This window comes from Nonomuraea sp. NPDC049378 (genome assembly GCF_055586745.1).
Genome location: NZ_JBVJHP010000003.1, coordinates 209,442 through 225,123, shown reverse-complemented (window position 1 = coordinate 225,123; position 15,682 = coordinate 209,442). Strand labels below are relative to the sequence as shown.

Genomic DNA, 15,682 nt, shown 5'->3' with positions numbered 1-15,682 from the left:
AGATGACCCCAGCATGCCGCATCGCGGGCTCCCTTCCCTAACGAGGAACCCGCGCGCGGGAGGCGCCGCCGCGTAGCACGTTTCCCATCAGTGCCAACCTGTGACCGTCCCGATCCTTGTGGCCTATGCTGACAGTCTACTAATTTGTTTGGCTGAAATACCAACTAATTCTGAGGCCCATCCCTCACTCGGAGAAGGGAGCGAGCCATGCCAACCACCACAACGCGCCGCGGGTTTCTCGGCCTGGTCGGAGCGAGTGTTCTGGTAGCGGGCTGCGCCGAGAAGAAAGCGACCTCCAAAGGCACCGCCGTGGCGGCCGACAAGCTCAAGAGCCTGGTGCCGACCCGCGTGCCGTTCGAGATCCCCGGGCTCAAGCCCGACCTGCCCGGCAGCGAGTTCGTCGCGCCCGGCTTCCTGACCCGCCCCGCCACCATGGTCCAGGCCGTCACCGCCAAGCCGCTGACCAGCGGCAAGGAGGTGACCGCGATGACGCCGCTCTGGGGCACGGTGCCGCCCGGCCTGGGCGACAACTCCTACTACGACGCCGTCAACGAACGCCTCGGCGGGACCGTGCGCTTCAACATCTCCGACGGCAACACCTACGGGCAGAAGGTCAGCACCCTGCTGGCCAGCGGCGACGTGCCGGAGATGATCCAGATCCCCGGCTGGGAGATCATCACGATCGCGCGGTTCACGGAAGCGGCCAACAAGCTCTTCGCCGACCTGTCCCCCTACCTGGCCGGCGACAAGGCCAGGGAGTTCCCGCTGCTGGCCAACTACGACACCGCGGCCTGGCAGTACGGCGTCTTCGGCGGCGTGCTGCAGGGCATCCCCTGGCAGAACGAGCCCTTCCCGTTCGCCACCTTCGTGCGCCAGGACATCCTGGAGGAGCTGGGCCTGGAGCAGCCCAGGAGCGGCGACGACCTGGTCACGCTCGGCAAGGCCATCACCGACGCCAAGAAGAAGCGCTGGGCGTTCGGCGGCGGCATGGAGCAGGAGATGCAGCGGGCCTTCGGCGCGCCGCGCGAGTGGCGCAAGAAGAGCGACGGCACGCTCGAGTACAAGTACGAGACCGCCGAGTTCGCCGCGTCGGTCGAGTTCATGGTCAAGCTCTTCGAGGCCGGCTACGTGCACCCCGACATCGTCGCGAACAAGGACGCCGACAACAAAGGCATCTTCGGCAGCGGGCAGATGATCATCTATCGCGACGGGCCAGGCGCCTGGCACGAGAGCCTCGGCCGGTTCCTGCCCGACAACCCCACGTTCGACATGCAGGCCGTCGACCCCTACCCGGCCAAGCCCGGCGGCAAGGCGATCATGTGGCGCAACGAGCCGGCCGGCATGTTCTGCTTCATCAGGAAGGGCCTCGGCGACGCCCGCACCCGCGAGCTGCTCGCGCTGGCCAACTGGTGCTCGGGGCCGTTCGGCACGCAGGAGTACGAGCTGGTCAACAACGGCGTCGAGGGCGAGCACTACGACGTCGAGGACGGCAAGGTCAAGCAGACCGCGCTCGGGCGCAAGGAGATCGCGCCCACGTACATGTTCCTGTCGGGCCGCCCGCCGGCCAACTCCATGAGCCAGTACGACGGCCTGGTCCAGGCCCAGCACGACTGGCAGACGAAGGCCGCCGCGATCCTCGACAACGACCCGTTCGTGGGGATCCGGGTGGAGACCCCCTCCAAGATGGCGGGCCTGGCGACGCCCACCGAGGACAAGATGAACGAGGTCTTCCGCGGCAAGCGGCCGCTCTCCGAATGGCCCAAGATCGTCAAGGAGTGGCAGGACCAGGGTGGCAACGAGGCGCGCGAGTTCTACATGAAGGTCGCCCGCGAGAACGGCAGGCTGTGACATTCATGGGCGCTAAGGACCTCCCATGGGGGCCATGACGGCCAAGCGGCCCGTCCGGCGCGGCGCCCGGAGACCGGGGCACGCCGCACCGCCGCACCCGCTGTCCTGGCGGGCCAAGGCGCGCAGGGACTGGCCGCTGCTGGTGATGAACCTGCCGATGTTGCTGGTCGTCCTGGCCTTCTGGTGGATCCCCGCGCTCGGCAACGTCATCGCGTTCCAGGACTACAACCCCTACACCGGCGGCATCACCGGCAGCCCGATCATCGGCTTCACCAACTTCGCGCTGCTCTTCCAGGACCCGCAGTTCCTGCGTGCCATCCTGAACACCCTGTCGATCACCGCCTTCCAGCTCGTCTTCTACTTCCCCGTGCCGATCATGCTGGCGCTGCTGCTCAACAGCATCGTCTCGGCCCGGCTGAGGGCGTTCGTGCAGGGCGTGGTCTACATGCCGTACTTCTTCTCCTGGGTGCTGGTCGTCGCCATCTTCCAGCAGATGTTCGGCGGCGCCGGGCTGCTGGCGCAGATCCTGCGGGACAACGGGCGCGAGGCCGTCGACTGGATGACCGACTCCGACACGTTCATCCTGCTCATCACCTCGCAGACGATCTGGAAGGACGCCGGCTGGGGCGCGATCATCTTCCTGGCCGCGCTCAGCACCATCGATCCCAACCTGTACGAGGCCGCCGCCGTGGACGGCGCCCGCCGGTGGCGGCGCATGTGGCACATCACCCTGCCAGGACTGCGGCCGGTCATCGTGCTGCTGCTCATCCTGCGGCTGGGCGACGCGCTCAACGTCGGATTCGAGCAGTTCATGCTGCAGCGCAGCGCCGTCGGCAGCGAGGCGTCCGAAGTGTTCGACACGTTCGTCTACTGGTCGGGCCTGCGCACCGGCGACCTCGGGTACGGCGCCGCGGCCGGGCTGTTCAAGGGCCTGGTGGGCCTGCTGCTCATCCTGGCGGCCAACCGGGTGGCGCACGCGCTCGGCGAGCGAGGAGTGTATTCACGATCATGACAGTGCTGACGTCCAGACGCCGCAGGGGCGCGCCCGCCAGGCTGGCGCCCTGGGAGGAGCGGCCCTCGCCGGCCGCCCGGCTCGGCAAGGGCACGCTGGTGACCCTGATCGTCCTGGCCGTGCTCGGCCCGCTCTACACGATCGTGCTGACCAGCCTCAGCTCGTCGGCCACCGTCAACCGGGTCGGCGGGCTCGTGCTGGTGCCCGACGGCATCACGTTCGAGGCGTACCGGCAGATCTTCTCCGACACCGTGGTCAGCAGGGCCGTGCTCGTCAGCACCGGCGTGACCGTCGCCGGCACGCTGATCAGCACCGGGGTGAGCGTGCTGGGGGCGTACTCGCTCTCGCGGCCCGGCTCGTTCCTGCACCGGCCGTTGCTGTTCAGCGTGCTGCTGATGTTCGTGTTCTTCCCCGGCATCATCCCCGTCTACCTGATGGTGAGCGGGCTCGGGCTGAAGGACAGCTACTGGTCGCTGATCCTGCCGACGGCCGTCTCGGCGTTCAACGTGGTCGTGCTCCGCTCGTTCTTCATGAACATCCCCGGCGAGATCCTCGACAGCGCGCGCATCGACGGGGCGGGCGAGTTCCGCATCCTGTGGCGGATCGTCCTGCCCATGTCCAGGGCGGTCACGGCGGTCGTCGCGATGTTCTACGCGGTCGGCTACTGGAACGCCTGGTTCAACGCGATGCTCTACATCGACGACACCCGCAAGTGGCCGCTCGCGCTCATCCTGCGGCAGTACGTCGTCGACTCCAACCCGCTGCCCAGCGCCACGGCGGGAGTGACGGGCGACGCCCCGCCGACACTGGCGATCAAGATGGCCATCGTGGTGATCGCCGTGGTGCCCGCCCTGATCATCTACCCGCTGGTGCAGCGCCACTTCACCAAGGGCGTCATCGTGGGGGCCATCAAGGGCTGAGCCAGGGGTAGCACACCGTTCATGCACACCATCGTGAAGAGCCTGGTCGCGGGCGCCGCCGGGACCAGCGCGCTCAACGTCGCCACCTACCTCGACATGGCGATCAGGGCGCGAGCCGCCAGCACCACGCCGCAGCAGACCGTCGAACGGCTGGCCGGTCTCGCGGACGTCGACCTCGGGCAGGACGAGCGCGCCGAGCACCGCAAGGAGGCGCTCGGCGCGCTCACCGGCTACGTGACCGGCGCGGGGGCGGCCCTCTGCTACGGGCTGCTCTCGTCGCGGCGCCGGCCCTCCTGGACGGCCGGAGTGGGCGCGCTCACGGCACTCGCCATGGCCGGCTCCAACGTGCCGATGACGGTGCTGGGCGTCACCGACCCGCGCGAATGGCCGGCGTCGTCCTGGATCTCGGACGTCGTCCCGCATCTCGCGTACGGGATCGCCGCCTACGTGGCGTACGAGCTGCTGCGGTCCTGACCCGCCGTCTCCGCGGTGATGGCCCAGCGCTCGTGGTCCCTCCACGCCCCGTCGATGAACTGGAACTTCGGCGAGAACCCCTCGCGCTCGAACCCCAGACGCCTGATCAGCCGCAGGGAGGGCGCGTTCGACGGCTGGATGTTCGCCTCCAGCCGGTGCAACTCCATCTCGCCGAACGCGTACCCGACGAGCAGGCCCAGACCCTCCGTCATGTAACCGCGGCCGGTCGTGGACGCGTAGGCGGAGTAGCCGATCATCCCGGACTGGTGGGTGCCCCGGACGATGTTGTTGATGTTGACGCGGCCGACGATCGCGCCCGTGTCGCGCAGGCAGATCAGGAACCCCTCGTACGCCGGCTGGTCGAAGCGGGCGACGTAGGACTCGAAGGACGCGTACGACGCGGTGACCGGGCGGCCGGGCATCCACGGGGCGAGCATGTCCGCGCTCTCCTGGTGCAGCACGGCCAGCTCATCGAAGTCCTGCAGGCCGATGAAACGGAGGGCCACGCGCGGGCCCCGGACAAGATAGATCACACCGGACATTCTGCATGCGAGTTCAGCTCTGCTCGCGGGCTCAGCCCGGCCAGATGTCGCACGTCCGTTGTGCCTGCGGGTTCAACCCGGCCACGCCTCGCACCGCCACGACCGCCCGTCCCACTCCACGAGGAACGGCACCGCGTGCGGCAGCGGCGCCCCCCACACCCGCGCGCCCAGCCCGCACAGAGCGTTGAGCCCGGCCGTCAGGCTCGCGACATGGCCCACCACGGCCACCGTCCCGCCGGGGTGGCCCGCGGCGATCGACGTGAGGGCGGCGACGGTCCTCGCCGTGACCGCGTGCCCGTCCTCGCCGTCGCCCGCCGCCGCGTCCAGGTCGCCGTCCACGATCCACGAACGCAGCGTCTCGAGCACGCGCACGCGGACCGCCGGGTCGGCGGAGCCCTCCAGCCGGCCGGCGTGCATCTCGGTCAGGCCCTCCAGGGGCACGACGCCGTCGAGGCCGAGCGCGTGCCCGATGATCCCGGCGGTCTGCCGGGCGCGGACGGCGGTGCTGGCGTACACGTGCGTGATGCCCTCGCCGGCCAGCCGTCGCGCCGCCTCCGCCGCCTGCTCATGTCCCCTCGGCGTCAGGCGGGCGTGGGGGAGGGCGCCGGCGGCTCGGGCGGTCACGTTCTCCGACTCCGCGTGGCGCATGCAGAGCAGGCGCACGTGATCGCTCATGGCCGGGAGCCTAACCGAACGTCGCGCCGGGTCCCGCGGGGTGCGTCACGGGCCGTCCTGGTCGAGGCGGTGGACGAGGGTGGTGAGGGACTCCTCCGGCGTCCGGCCGGCAGTGTCGAGAACGATGCGCTCCCGGTGCCACGGCTCGTACTCGCGCTCCACCACCTCCTGCCACTCGGGCAGCCGCAGGTCGGAGATGTCGACCGCGCGGGAGATCACGCGGTCGCGGTGCTCGGCGTGGTCGGAGCAGACCACCTCCACCTCGGCGACCGGTACGCCCGCCGCGACCCCGACCGCGCGCCAGGCGTCACGGGTGACGAGGAGCGGGTTGACCGACTCCGCGATCACGGTCAGCCCCTGGCCGAGATGCTCCTCGGCCAGGGCGTAGCCGACGAAGTAGCCGACGGGCCCGAGCGGCGGGCGGGCCAGGCCCGAGCGCACGATCGCCTGCTCGATCGTGTCGATACGCAGGTGAACCGCGCCCATGCGACGGGCCAGGAGGCGGGCGAGCGTCGTCTTCCCGGTCGCGGGCAGGCCGCCCATGACGATGAGCATGCCCCTCATGCTGCCCGACGGGACCACTCTTCACGCCGCCGCCCGCACGCCTGCCCACGGCCTCCGCGCCCATGCGCCGGGGTCACCGCCGGCGTCCGGGTGCCCGGCGGCCGCGGAGCGGAGCGTCCGCGCCGGGTGTCGGGCGGTCGCGGGTTCTGCGGGAAAAGCGGAGCGCTCCCCCGCGGGAGCCCGTGTGCCGGGCCTCGCGGGGGAGCGCTCCTCCTGCCGAACTAGAACTGTCGGTGGTGTGGCGTCACCAGTCTCCGCCGCCGAAATCTCCGCCGCCGAAGTCGCCGCCGCCACCGAAGTCGCCCCAGCCGCCGCCGGCGTCGCCGCCACCGAAGTCGCCGCCGAGGTCACCGCCGGCGCTGTCGTAGCCGCCGCCCCAGCCGCCGAAGCCGAAGCCGCCGCTGAGCATGCTGCCCATCATGGTGCCGATGAACATGCCGGTCATGATGTCGCCGAAGCCGCCGTAGTAGCCGTAGGCGTACGGCTGGTAGGCCGGGCCCGCGTCGTAGTAGGGGCGGCGCTGGCCGTCGACCATGACCTCGCGCATCTGCGGGTCGAAGCCGCGCTCCACGGCCTCGGCGTCCATCTTGCAGGCGGGCACGTCGCGCACCGCGCCGCCGGGCGGGGCCCAGCGCACGTCACGGGCCGACGGGCCGTGTTGCGGGTTGAAGAAGCAGGGCGCGCGCCGCTCGGGCACGGGGTCGTTGTTGACCTTGGCCTTCACCACGGCCAGCGCGTAGCGGCCGTCCTCGAGGGTCTGGGTGACCTCGCGGACCTGGTCGGCGCGCTCCACGGCGGCGAGCTGGGTCTTGGCCTTCTCGTAGGAGTCGAGCGCCGTCTGCCACTCGTCGATGTGCTTGCCGCTCTCGCCGGACAGCGTCACGTCGGTGTCGAGAGCGGTGATCTCCTCGCCCAGCTTGGTGACGTCCTCGTCGACGGTCTGCTTGACCGCGGCGAGGTCCTTCGCGTCCTGGATGGCCTTCTTCTTCCTCTTGTTGCTGGAGTAGAGGAAGTAGCCACCGCCACCGACGACCACGAGCGTGCCCAGGGCGATCAGCGCGGCGGTGCCGCCGGCGCCGGGGTTGGCCTGGCTGCCGGAGTCGAGCGCGGAGCGCTTGCCCTGCGCGGCCAGGTCGACGCGGTTGGCGAAGTCCTTCATGCCGTCGACGACGTTGCCCTCGTTGGAGCTGACCGCGCGGTTGGCCAGCTCGCCCGCCAGGCCAGGCTGGCGCAGGGCGCTGGAGGCGGCGAACAGCGTCATGCCGTCGAGCACCGCGAAGGTGGCCCTCGGCCGGCCCGCCGCGGTCAGCGAGGAGTTGAGCTGGGTCATGTAGGTCTTGATGGAGGAGTCGTCGACCGTGCCGTCGGGGAGCGCCACAGCGTAGATCTTGGTGTCGGCCCCCTTCAGCGCGTCACGGATCTCACTCTGCTGGTCAGAGGTCAGGGGCGAGCCCGACTCGACGTAAAGCGGGTCCTGCTTGTCCTTCCAGAAGGACACAACTGACTGTGCGTCAGGGGGATCGGCCGCCGCGTGAGCGGCAGGGGACAGCGCAAGAACGACGATTAGACCGGCGATCAGAGCCGCGATCGCGGCCCCTGCTCGGCGCAGCGAATGGGTCATTGGCAGCAAGCCTCCTTCGCCCATGAGGACGAACGGGCGGTCGGCAAAGTTCCTCACTCGAACGTTACCCGTCCAAGAGTGCGCGGGTGCACAACGCGGGCGAAGATCCTGGACGGCAGATGCCGTTCTGCTGACCCGCGAGTGAGGGACGCGGGGCAGCAGCCCGTCACGAATCCTTGATCACGCAGATGGTGGCGCCCGAGGTGACCGTCTGCCCCACGTCCGCGGAGAGCCCGGTGATCGTCCCCGCCTTGTGCGCGGTGAGCGGCTGCTCCATCTTCATGGCCTCCAGCACCACGACCGTGTCGCCCTCGGCGACGACGGCGCCGTCACCGGCCACGATCTTGACGATGGTGCCCTGCATGGGGCTGACGAGCGCGTCGCCGCCCGCCGCCGCCTTCCTGGCGCCCCCGCCGCCGCGCCTCGGCGCCTTGCTCGCGCCGGTGGAGGTCGTGGCGGAGGCCACGCCCAGGCCCGCGGGCAGCACCACCTCGAGGCGCTTGCCACCGACCTCGACGGTCACCGACTCGCGCTCGGGAGCCTCGCCGGAGGCGATCTCACCCGAGTACGGGGCGATCGTGTTGTCCCACTCGGTCTCGATCCAGCGGGTGTGCACGGTGAACGGGGAGGAGACGAAGGCCGGGTCGCTGACGACGGCCTCGTGGAACGGCAGCACGGTCGGCATGCCCTCGATCGCGAAGTCGGCCAGCGCCCGCCGCGACCGCTCCAGCGCCTCCTGGCGCGTGCGCCCGGTCACGATCAGCTTGGCCACCAGCGAGTCGAACGTCTGCGGGACCGTCATCCCCGCTTCGTAGCCGGCGTCGAGCCGGACACCCGGCCCCGACGGCGGGCGCATGACGGTCAGCGTGCCGGGCGCGGGCAGGAAGTTGCGCCCCGCGTCCTCGGCGTTGATCCGGAACTCGATCGAGTGCCCGCGCAGCACCGGGTCGTCGTAGCCGAGCGGCTCGCCGTCGGCGATCCTGAACATCTCGCGCACCAGGTCGATGCCGGAGACCTCCTCGGTGACCGGGTGCTCGACCTGCAGGCGCGTGTTGACCTCGAGGAAGGAGATCGTGCCGTCCTGGCCGACGAGGAACTCGCACGTGCCCGCCCCGACGTAGCCGGCCTCTTTCAGGATGGCCTTGGAGCTTGAATAGAGGACGTCGAGCTGCTCCTCCGACAGGAAGGGCGCCGGCGCCTCCTCCACCAGCTTCTGGTGGCGGCGCTGGAGCGAGCAGTCGCGGGTGCTGACCACGACCACGTTGCCCTGCCGGTCGGCCAGGCACTGCGTCTCGACGTGGCGGGGCCGGTCGAGATAGCGCTCGACGAAGCACTCGCCGCGGCCGAACGCCGCGACCGCCTCGCGCACCGCCGACTCGTACAGCTCGGCGACCTCCTCCAGCCGGCGCGCCACCTTGATGCCGCGCCCGCCGCCGCCGTACGCGGCCTTGATCGCGATCGGCAGCCCGTGCTCCTCGGCGAACGCCACCACCTCGGCGGCCCCGGAGACCGGGTCCTTCGTGCCCGCGACCAGCGGCGCGCCGACCTTCTGGGCGATGTGCCTGGCCTGCACCTTGTCGCCGAGCGCGGCGATCGCGGCCGGCGGCGGGCCGATCCAGATCAGCCCCGCGTCGATGACGGCCTGCGCGAAGGCGGCGTTCTCGGCCAGGAAACCGTAGCCGGGATGCACGGCGTCCGCTCCCGAGCGCCGCGCGACGTCGAGCAGCTTGGCGAAGTCGAGGTAGGTTTCCGCCGGCGACTGCCCGCCCAGCGCGTACGCCTCGTCCGCCACCCTGACGTGCAGGGCGTCGAGGTCCTGGTCGGCGTATACCGCCACGCTGCCGATCCCGGCGTCCTTGCACGCACGGGCCACGCGTACGGCGATCTCGCCGCGGTTGGTGATCAGAACCTTCCGCACCGACGTAAGTCCTTCCTGCTGCCCGAGTTGCGGCTCAGCGGCCCAGGTATGCGCCGCCGTTCACGTGAATCACTTGCCCCGTCACGTGCCTGGCACCCGCTGACGCCAGGAAGAGAACGGTATCGGCCACATCGGCCGGATTTCCAGGGCGGCCGTTACGCGTGTTCTCCACGCGGGCCCTGATGCCGTCTTCGGTCAGCCGGCCGCGGAAGAACTCGGTGTCCACGACGAGACCGGGCGAGACGACGTTCGCGGTGATGCCTCTGGGGCCGAGCTCGGCGGCCAGGTCGGCGGTCCAGGACTCCAGGGCGGCCTTCGCGGCGCCGTACGAGCCCGAGCCGGTGCCGCGTGCGGCGATGGAGCCGATCGAGACGACCCGGCCGTCTCCGGCGATGCGCGGCGCGAGCGCGGTGGTGACGAGCACGGCGGACATGAGGTTGGCGTTGAGGTTGGCCCACCAGGCCTGCGCGACCTCCGCCGGCTCGCCCGGCTGGCCCCGGTCGAGGTTGGTGTTGCCGCCGGCGTTGTTGACCAGCACGTCGACGTGCGCGGGCAGGTCGGCGAGGGCTTCGTTCACGGCGGCGGGGTCGGTGGCGTCGAAGGGCACGCAGGAGGCGCCCAGGCGCTCCGCGGCCTCCTTGAGCACGCCCTCGCGGCGCCCGGTGATCGTGACGCGGTCACCGAGCGAGACGAACGCCGCCGCGACGGCGTATCCGATGCCGGTGCCGCCACCGGTGACCACGATCTCGCGCATGGAAGTCTCCGCTTCCGATGAAGATGAACGATCCTCCGCTAGACCATAGCCGCTCGGCATAACAGGGGCGACGGGAGATGGGCCACCTTAGCCTGAGGGCGCTTTCACAGGTTCCCCCAGGAGGTGTGCATGAGTCAGAGCATGCTCGGCGGCGACCCCGCGGAAATGCAGCAGATGTCCACCCAGTTCACCCAGCAGTCCGAGGCGGTCCGCACCACGATGACCGCGCTCGACCGCGAGGCCGCCAAGGTCGGCACCGCGTGGACGGGGCCGGGCGCCCAGCGTTTCCAGCAGGCGTGGCAGAACTACCGCACGGCGTTCCAGCGCATGACCGAGGAGCTTCAGGAGGCTTCGCGGGTCATCGGCACCTACCGCCAGAACATCGAATCCGCCACGAAATGATCACCGGCAGGGGCCCTGGCGAGGGTGCCGGGGCTTCTTCCGTCGAGCGCCCGGATTTCAGGGGGCCCTTGGCGTGATGGGTGCCGGCCCCTGAAAAAAAACTTCCGTACCGCTATGCCGGTTCGCATAGGCCCCTGAAACGGGCAGGCTACGCTTTTTGCCCATGATTGGTCGCGCCCTGGTGGCGAGCGTGCTCGCCCTGCACCTGTCGGCGGTGCCGGCGCTCGCCCAGGCGCCGGAGAAGTGCGCCCCGCCGAAGGCCAGCCCCGCCATCGCGGAGAGCTGGGCCCAGCGGCGCCTCGACGTCAAACGGGTGTGGCCGCTGACCATGGGCCAGGGCGTCACCGTGGCCGTCATCGACAGCGGCGTCGACGAGCGCCACCCGCAGATCCGCCTGGCGGGCAAGGCCGACCTGACCAGCGCCAAGGCCGACCACCGCGACTGCGTCGGCCACGGCACGGCGGTCGCGGGCATCATCGCCGGCCAGCCCCGGCCCGACGTCCCCTTCTACGGCGTGGCCCCCGGGGTGCGGCTGCTGTCGTTCAAGCAGTCCGACGAGACGAACGGTGAACTCGCCACGCTGGTCAAGGCCATCACGACGGCCGCCGACGAGAACGCCGACGTCATCAACATCTCCATCGAGACGCAGGACGCGCCCGAGTTGAAGGCGGCCGTCGACTACGCGCTCGGCAAGGACGTCGTGATCGTCGCCGCCGCGGGCAACACCAGGAAGGACGACGGCACGCCCGCTCCCTCCTATCCGGCCGCCTACGACGGCGTGCTGGCGGTGGGCTCGGCCACGCAGAACGGCGGGCGGTCGGAGTTCTCCAACCCCAACGCGGTCGACGTGCTCGGCCCCGGCCAGGACGTCAGCTCGACGTGGACGGGCGGTGGCTACCAGAGCAAGCTGGACGGCACGAGCTACGCGGCGCCGTACGTGACGGGGGTCGCCGCGCTCGTCCGCGCCCGCCATCCTCACCTCGACCAGCTCCGGGTCCGGCGGCGGGTCATGCTGACCGCGGACGGAGCCGCGGGCAAGGGCACCGGCGTCGGCATGGTCAACCCGCTGCTGGCGGTGACCATGGTGCTGCCGTCGGAGGAGGTGGCGGTCGCGCCGCCGGTGCCGTCGCCGCTGCCGGCCTCGGTGGTGAGCAAGGCCGTGCCGCCCGACCAGCGGGCCATGGAGGTGGCGACGGCGGTGGCCGCCGGCGGCCTGATGTTGTCGGGCGTCGTGATCGCCTTCTACGTGCTGGTGCCCATGGGACGCCGGCGCGGCTGGCGGCCGGGGTCGCGGGCCGGTGTGGATTGACCACTGTTGTCAGGGTGTGACCGAAACTACTGATGCTGCTGGTGCCTATTTGGTTAAATGTCCCTCGTTCATGACGCATTCCCGGAAGGACGGTCATGGCGGAGAAGGACTCGCCTCAGCCTGAGCGCATCGGCTCCCACGAGATCGTGGGGCAGGTCGGCACGGGCCCCCGCGGCGTCGTCCACCTGGGACGGGAGTCGGACGACTCCGACCAGGTGGCCGTCAAGACGCTGGCCGTCGACCCGGCCGCCGATCCCGACTTCGTCGCCAGGCTCAAACGGGTCACGCGGGTCTCCAACTCGAACATCGCCCGCACCATCGACGCGGGTGTCCACGAGGGCCGGCTGTACGTCGTCCGCGCGCACGTCGAGGGCCGCTCGCTGGCCGACACCGTCGCCGAGGACGGCCCGCTGACCGGCGACGCGCTGGAACGGGTCGCGGTGGGCATGCTGACCGCGCTGACCGCCGTCCACCTCGCCGGGTTCGCGCACCGCGGCCTCACCCCGTCCAACGTGATCCTCACCGGCGAGGCGCTGCGCGTCACCGACATCGAGATCGGCGACCCCGCCGGCGAGATCGGCTACCGCGCGCCCGAGCAGATCAACGGGCTGCAGTACGGCCCGTACGCCGACGTGTTCGCCTGGGCCGCGACCGTGGTGTTCGCCGCGACCGGCGCCGCGCCGTTCGGCCACGATGCCCAGGCCGTGCTGAACGGCGCCCCCGAGGTCGGCGACCTGCCCGAGCCGCTGCGGCAGGTGGTGCTCGCCGCGCTGACCAAGGACCCCGGGGCCAGGCCGACCACGTCCACCGCCATGCTGCGCCTGCTCGGGGACGCCAACGCGCCCATGCCCGCGCCGCCGATCGACGGTGTCCCGGTGCCGCCGCCCGCGCCCGTTGACAGCCCGCCGGCCCAGGAGCCGCCCGCGATCCAGCCCATCCAGCTGTCGATCGAGGGCGTGCGAGGCCCCATGGGCGGCCCCACGCCTCCGCCGCCACCGATGAACCTCGGCCCGGTGCCGCCTCCCGGCATGGGCCCGGTCCAGCACGGCCCCGTACCGCCGGGCGCGATGCAGCAGGGACCGATGGGCCCCGCCCCGCTGCAGGGTCCCGCGCAGCCCGGCCACATGGAGCACGGCTCCCCGCAGGGCCAGGTACCGCCGCCCGCGCCGCCCGCGTGGGGCCCGCCCCCCGGCCAGCAGCCCCCGGCGCAGGACGCGCAGCAGACCTGGCAGCCGCCCACCGTGCCCCGTCAGGCAGGCAACCAGCAGCGCAGGCCGTTCCCCATCGGCCTGGTGGCCAGCGTGACCGCCGTCGTGCTGCTCTCGGGTCTCGGCCTGTGGGGCGCGAGCCACTACTCCAACAACGTCTCGTTCTCCCCGATCGCCGCGGCGAGCGACGAGCCGGCGCCGGGCGAGGTGTCGAGGTCCGCGGGGTCCGTGGGCGTCGTGCCCACCCAGCCGCAGGCCGAGGTGACCGCGCCCTGGGCCACCGCGACGCCGAGCCCTGACGAGAACGGGGTGGGCCCGATGACCCTCCCGACCGATGCCACGACGGCGTCGCCGGAGGTGCCCGTGCTCACCAGCGTGCCGACGCCGCCGCAGGTCACCACGCAGCCGGTGCCCATCCCCACGGTCACGACGACCGCCGCCCCGACGACCGCCGCGCCGACGGCCACCACGCCCAAGAAGACGCCCAAGCCGACGGCGACCGTGACCAGGACCGTCGAGCCGAGCCGCACGCCCACGCCGACCCCCAGCCAGACCCCGACGAAGAAGCCGACGCCGACCAAGGAACCCACCAAGGAACCCACCAAGGAACCCACGCGGGAACCGGAGCCGACCCCGACGAAGGCCCCGACCACCAAGGCTCCGGAGCAGCCGAAGCCCACGAAGTCGAGCGCCAAGCCGGCGCCCAAGAAGAACCCCTACAGCGCCACCCAGGTGTGCGGCAGCGGGTTCGTGGTGCAGCGCAGCAGCTCGTTCGAGGGCGGCACGACGTACCAGCTGTGGAGCAACAGCGCCGGGCAGAACTGCGTGGTCACCCTCAAGTCCGGCGCCGACGTCGGCAAGGCCACGAAGGTCAGCGCCACGCTGGAGGTGAAGGGCGGCAGCAGCAAGACCGACTCGGGCAACTTCGAGTATTACGCGGGCCCGGTCAAGCTCTCCGCCAAGGGCAAGTGCGTGCGCTACTCCGGTAGCACCTCCCAGGGAAGCACCAGCGCGGACTGGGCCAACTGCGGCTAGCGGCTGGTGATCCGGCCGCCCGCACGCGCGGGCGGCCGGATCTCAGTAGCCGCGGTAGCCGTCGCCGGTCTTCACCCCGACGACCCCCGGGACCGCGGACACCGAGCCGTACTGCTCGATCGCGTAGCGCACGCCCGCGATGATGTTGTCCACCGGGTTGTAGATGTCCTTGTGCCCGGGCAGCGAGTGGGAGTCGAAGGTCGGGTCGATGGTCTGCATCAGGCCCTTCGACGGGATGCCTGCGGCGGCGTTGGAGTCCCACAGGTTGATCGCGTTCGGGTTGCCGCCCGACTCGTGCTGGATGATCATATAGATGTCGTTGGGGTTCATCTTGTCGACCGGATAGCCGTGCTCGCGCAGGATCGCGATGGCCTGCTCGATCCACTCCTTGACCCGGCCCGTCGGAGCCGGGCCGCCGCCCGCGGGAGGCAGGCCGCTGGGGCCGTACCCGCCGGGTGTCATGGGGCTGCCGCCGGGCCCGCCGTTGGCGCTCTGCGCCGTATAGCTCTCGGTGCGCTGCCAGTCGAGTTCGTGTCCCGGCCCGGGCGTGAACTCCTGCTCCCCTGCCGCCTTGATCTTCGCGAACGTGTTCGTGCGGTCGCCCAGATACCTGGCGATGTCGTCCTTGGCCCCGGTGACCGCCTCCTTGGCCTCGCGCACCGGCGTGCGCGCGTCCTCGATCGCCTCGGTGACCATCGCGCCGATCTCCCGGTCGAGGTCCGCCTGCTCGGCGTCCGGGTGGTTGTCCCGGTACGTGTTCGCGCGCGTCAGCAGCCGGTCGCAGATGCCGTTCACCCTGCGCTTGGACGACTCCAGCACGTTGGCGGCGTTGTCCAGCGACGACGCGCAGTCGACCAGCGCGTCGTTCAGGTCCTGCCCCGCCTTGCCGTAGTCGCGCATGTAGGTCACGAACGCGTCCGCCGAGCCGCCCTCCCAGGCCAGGTCGACCGTGGCCACGGCGGCCCCGAGCGAGCCCGTGTTGCCGAGCACCTTGCCGGCGGCCGAGCGCCAGCGCCTGGCGATGCCGCGGATCGACTCCGGGTCGCCGCTCACCTGGTCGGCCATGTTCGCCAGCCGGCTTCCGTTGGGCAGGTCGCGGATTCCTTCGGGGGCACTCATCCGGGGTTGTTCGCTCTCCGTACGTTGTCCTGAACCAGGTCGAGCGCCCGCTCGACGCCACTCACCAGGCTCCTGGCCTTGCCGAACTCGCTGTCGGCGGCCAGCTCCACGTCGCGCACGGCGTCCGCCAGCGCCGACGAGTCGCCCAACCGGCCGAAGATCGTCGAGTCCGGCCGGTCGTGCGGGTAGCTCTCCGCCAGGTCGAGGAACTTGCCCGCGACCGTCCTGGCCGACGTGCGGCAGTCGTCGAGAGCGTCGAAATGGATGTCCAGCCCTGCCAT

15 protein-coding genes are annotated in these 15,682 nt (G+C 70.9%); 7 read left to right on the top strand and 8 right to left on the bottom strand.

Going from position 1 to position 15,682, the window contains the following annotated elements; all coding sequences use genetic code 11:
* Positions 1-207 precede the first annotated feature (207 nt).
* Genes ACZ6SA_RS08770 through ACZ6SA_RS08755 form a run of 4 tightly spaced genes read left to right on the top strand, consistent with a single transcriptional unit; the run spans position 208 to position 4,254 of the window.
* Positions 208-1,848: an extracellular solute-binding protein gene (locus tag ACZ6SA_RS08770; protein ID WP_465827269.1), complete on the top strand. Its 1,641-nt coding sequence runs from the start codon at positions 208-210 to the stop codon at positions 1,846-1,848.
* 25 nt (positions 1,849-1,873) lie between these two features.
* Positions 1,874-2,860, top strand: coding sequence for an ABC transporter permease (locus ACZ6SA_RS08765; protein ID WP_347646685.1), 987 nt, complete (start codon positions 1,874-1,876; stop codon positions 2,858-2,860).
* Positions 2,857-3,780: a carbohydrate ABC transporter permease gene (locus ACZ6SA_RS08760; protein WP_347646686.1), complete on the top strand. Its 924-nt coding sequence runs from the start codon at positions 2,857-2,859 to the stop codon at positions 3,778-3,780. Before ACZ6SA_RS08765 ends, ACZ6SA_RS08760 begins: the two co-directional genes overlap by 4 nt.
* 21 nt (positions 3,781-3,801) lie before the next feature.
* The gene (locus ACZ6SA_RS08755; RefSeq protein ID WP_347646687.1) at positions 3,802-4,254 is read left to right on the top strand and encodes a hypothetical protein; all 453 of its coding nucleotides are present in this window, start codon (positions 3,802-3,804) and stop codon (positions 4,252-4,254) included.
* Here the strand turns inward: ACZ6SA_RS08755 and ACZ6SA_RS08750 are convergent.
* From ACZ6SA_RS08750 to ACZ6SA_RS08725, 6 genes are all read right to left on the bottom strand, one after another.
* Positions 4,224-4,787 carry a GNAT family N-acetyltransferase gene (locus ACZ6SA_RS08750; protein WP_347646688.1) on the bottom strand — a complete coding sequence of 188 codons (564 nt, stop codon included), beginning with the start codon at positions 4,785-4,787 and terminating at the stop codon, positions 4,224-4,226. The genes ACZ6SA_RS08755 and ACZ6SA_RS08750 overlap by 31 nt on opposite strands.
* An 81-nt stretch (positions 4,788-4,868) precedes the next feature.
* Positions 4,869-5,471, bottom strand: a complete 603-nt coding sequence (locus ACZ6SA_RS08745; RefSeq protein ID WP_443152994.1) for a histidine phosphatase family protein — start codon at positions 5,469-5,471, stop codon at positions 4,869-4,871.
* 45 nt (positions 5,472-5,516) lie between these two features.
* The gene (locus ACZ6SA_RS08740) at positions 5,517-6,026 is read right to left on the bottom strand and encodes a P-loop nucleotide/nucleoside kinase family protein (RefSeq protein WP_465827267.1); all 510 of its coding nucleotides are present in this window, start codon (positions 6,024-6,026) and stop codon (positions 5,517-5,519) included.
* Between the two features lie 253 nt (positions 6,027-6,279).
* Positions 6,280-7,533: a hypothetical protein gene (locus tag ACZ6SA_RS08735; protein WP_465827266.1), complete on the bottom strand. Its 1,254-nt coding sequence runs from the start codon at positions 7,531-7,533 to the stop codon at positions 6,280-6,282.
* Positions 7,534-7,822: 289 nt separating this feature from the next.
* Positions 7,823-9,574 (bottom strand): acetyl/propionyl/methylcrotonyl-CoA carboxylase subunit alpha, encoded by a 1,752-nt coding sequence (locus ACZ6SA_RS08730; RefSeq protein WP_465827265.1) that lies wholly within the window; start codon positions 9,572-9,574, stop codon positions 7,823-7,825.
* A 34-nt stretch (positions 9,575-9,608) separates the two neighbouring features.
* Positions 9,609-10,328, bottom strand: a complete 720-nt coding sequence (locus tag ACZ6SA_RS08725) for an SDR family NAD(P)-dependent oxidoreductase (RefSeq protein WP_347646693.1) — start codon at positions 10,326-10,328, stop codon at positions 9,609-9,611.
* 129 nt (positions 10,329-10,457) lie between these two features.
* Between ACZ6SA_RS08725 and ACZ6SA_RS08720 the strand changes: the two genes are divergently transcribed.
* From ACZ6SA_RS08720 to ACZ6SA_RS08710, 3 genes are all read left to right on the top strand, one after another.
* A complete protein-coding gene (locus ACZ6SA_RS08720) occupies positions 10,458-10,730 on the top strand; it encodes a WXG100 family type VII secretion target (protein WP_165960088.1) in 273 nt (90 codons plus the stop codon).
* Between the two features lie 163 nt (positions 10,731-10,893).
* A complete protein-coding gene (mycP, locus tag ACZ6SA_RS08715) occupies positions 10,894-12,039 on the top strand; it encodes a type VII secretion-associated serine protease mycosin (protein WP_347646694.1) in 1,146 nt (381 codons plus the stop codon).
* Positions 12,040-12,134: 95 nt separating this feature from the next.
* Positions 12,135-14,282 carry a serine/threonine protein kinase gene (locus ACZ6SA_RS08710; RefSeq protein ID WP_465827263.1) on the top strand — a complete coding sequence of 716 codons (2,148 nt, stop codon included), beginning with the start codon at positions 12,135-12,137 and terminating at the stop codon, positions 14,280-14,282.
* 42 nt (positions 14,283-14,324) lie between these two features.
* Here ACZ6SA_RS08710 and ACZ6SA_RS08705 read toward each other — a convergent pair whose 3' ends face one another.
* Complete coding sequence (locus tag ACZ6SA_RS08705) at positions 14,325-15,401, bottom strand: transglycosylase SLT domain-containing protein (RefSeq protein ID WP_347646696.1); 1,077 nt, start codon at positions 15,399-15,401, stop codon at positions 14,325-14,327.
* On the bottom strand, positions 15,398-15,682 hold the full coding sequence (locus ACZ6SA_RS08700; RefSeq protein ID WP_347646697.1) for a hypothetical protein: 285 nt from the start codon (positions 15,680-15,682) through the stop codon (positions 15,398-15,400). The genes ACZ6SA_RS08705 and ACZ6SA_RS08700 overlap by 4 nt, the downstream gene beginning before the upstream one ends.

Coding starts and splice junctions, on each gene's coding strand:
- ACZ6SA_RS08720 (WP_165960088.1), top strand. CDS start 10,458: ATGAGTCAGAGCATGCTCGGCGGCGACCCCGCGGAAATGCAGCAGATG.
- ACZ6SA_RS08765 (WP_347646685.1), top strand. CDS start 1,874: ATGGGGGCCATGACGGCCAAGCGGCCCGTCCGGCGCGGCGCCCGGAGA.
- mycP (WP_347646694.1), top strand. CDS start 10,894: ATGATTGGTCGCGCCCTGGTGGCGAGCGTGCTCGCCCTGCACCTGTCG.
- ACZ6SA_RS08740 (WP_465827267.1), bottom strand. CDS start 6,026: ATGCTCATCGTCATGGGCGGCCTGCCCGCGACCGGGAAGACGACGCTC.
- ACZ6SA_RS08700 (WP_347646697.1), bottom strand. CDS start 15,682: ATGGCAGGGCTGGACATCCATTTCGACGCTCTCGACGACTGCCGCACG.
- ACZ6SA_RS08745 (WP_443152994.1), bottom strand. CDS start 5,471: ATGAGCGATCACGTGCGCCTGCTCTGCATGCGCCACGCGGAGTCGGAG.
- ACZ6SA_RS08760 (WP_347646686.1), top strand. CDS start 2,857: ATGACAGTGCTGACGTCCAGACGCCGCAGGGGCGCGCCCGCCAGGCTG.
- ACZ6SA_RS08725 (WP_347646693.1), bottom strand. CDS start 10,328: ATGCGCGAGATCGTGGTCACCGGTGGCGGCACCGGCATCGGATACGCC.
- ACZ6SA_RS08770 (WP_465827269.1), top strand. CDS start 208: ATGCCAACCACCACAACGCGCCGCGGGTTTCTCGGCCTGGTCGGAGCG.
- ACZ6SA_RS08710 (WP_465827263.1), top strand. CDS start 12,135: ATGGCGGAGAAGGACTCGCCTCAGCCTGAGCGCATCGGCTCCCACGAG.
- ACZ6SA_RS08755 (WP_347646687.1), top strand. CDS start 3,802: ATGCACACCATCGTGAAGAGCCTGGTCGCGGGCGCCGCCGGGACCAGC.
- ACZ6SA_RS08705 (WP_347646696.1), bottom strand. CDS start 15,401: ATGAGTGCCCCCGAAGGAATCCGCGACCTGCCCAACGGAAGCCGGCTG.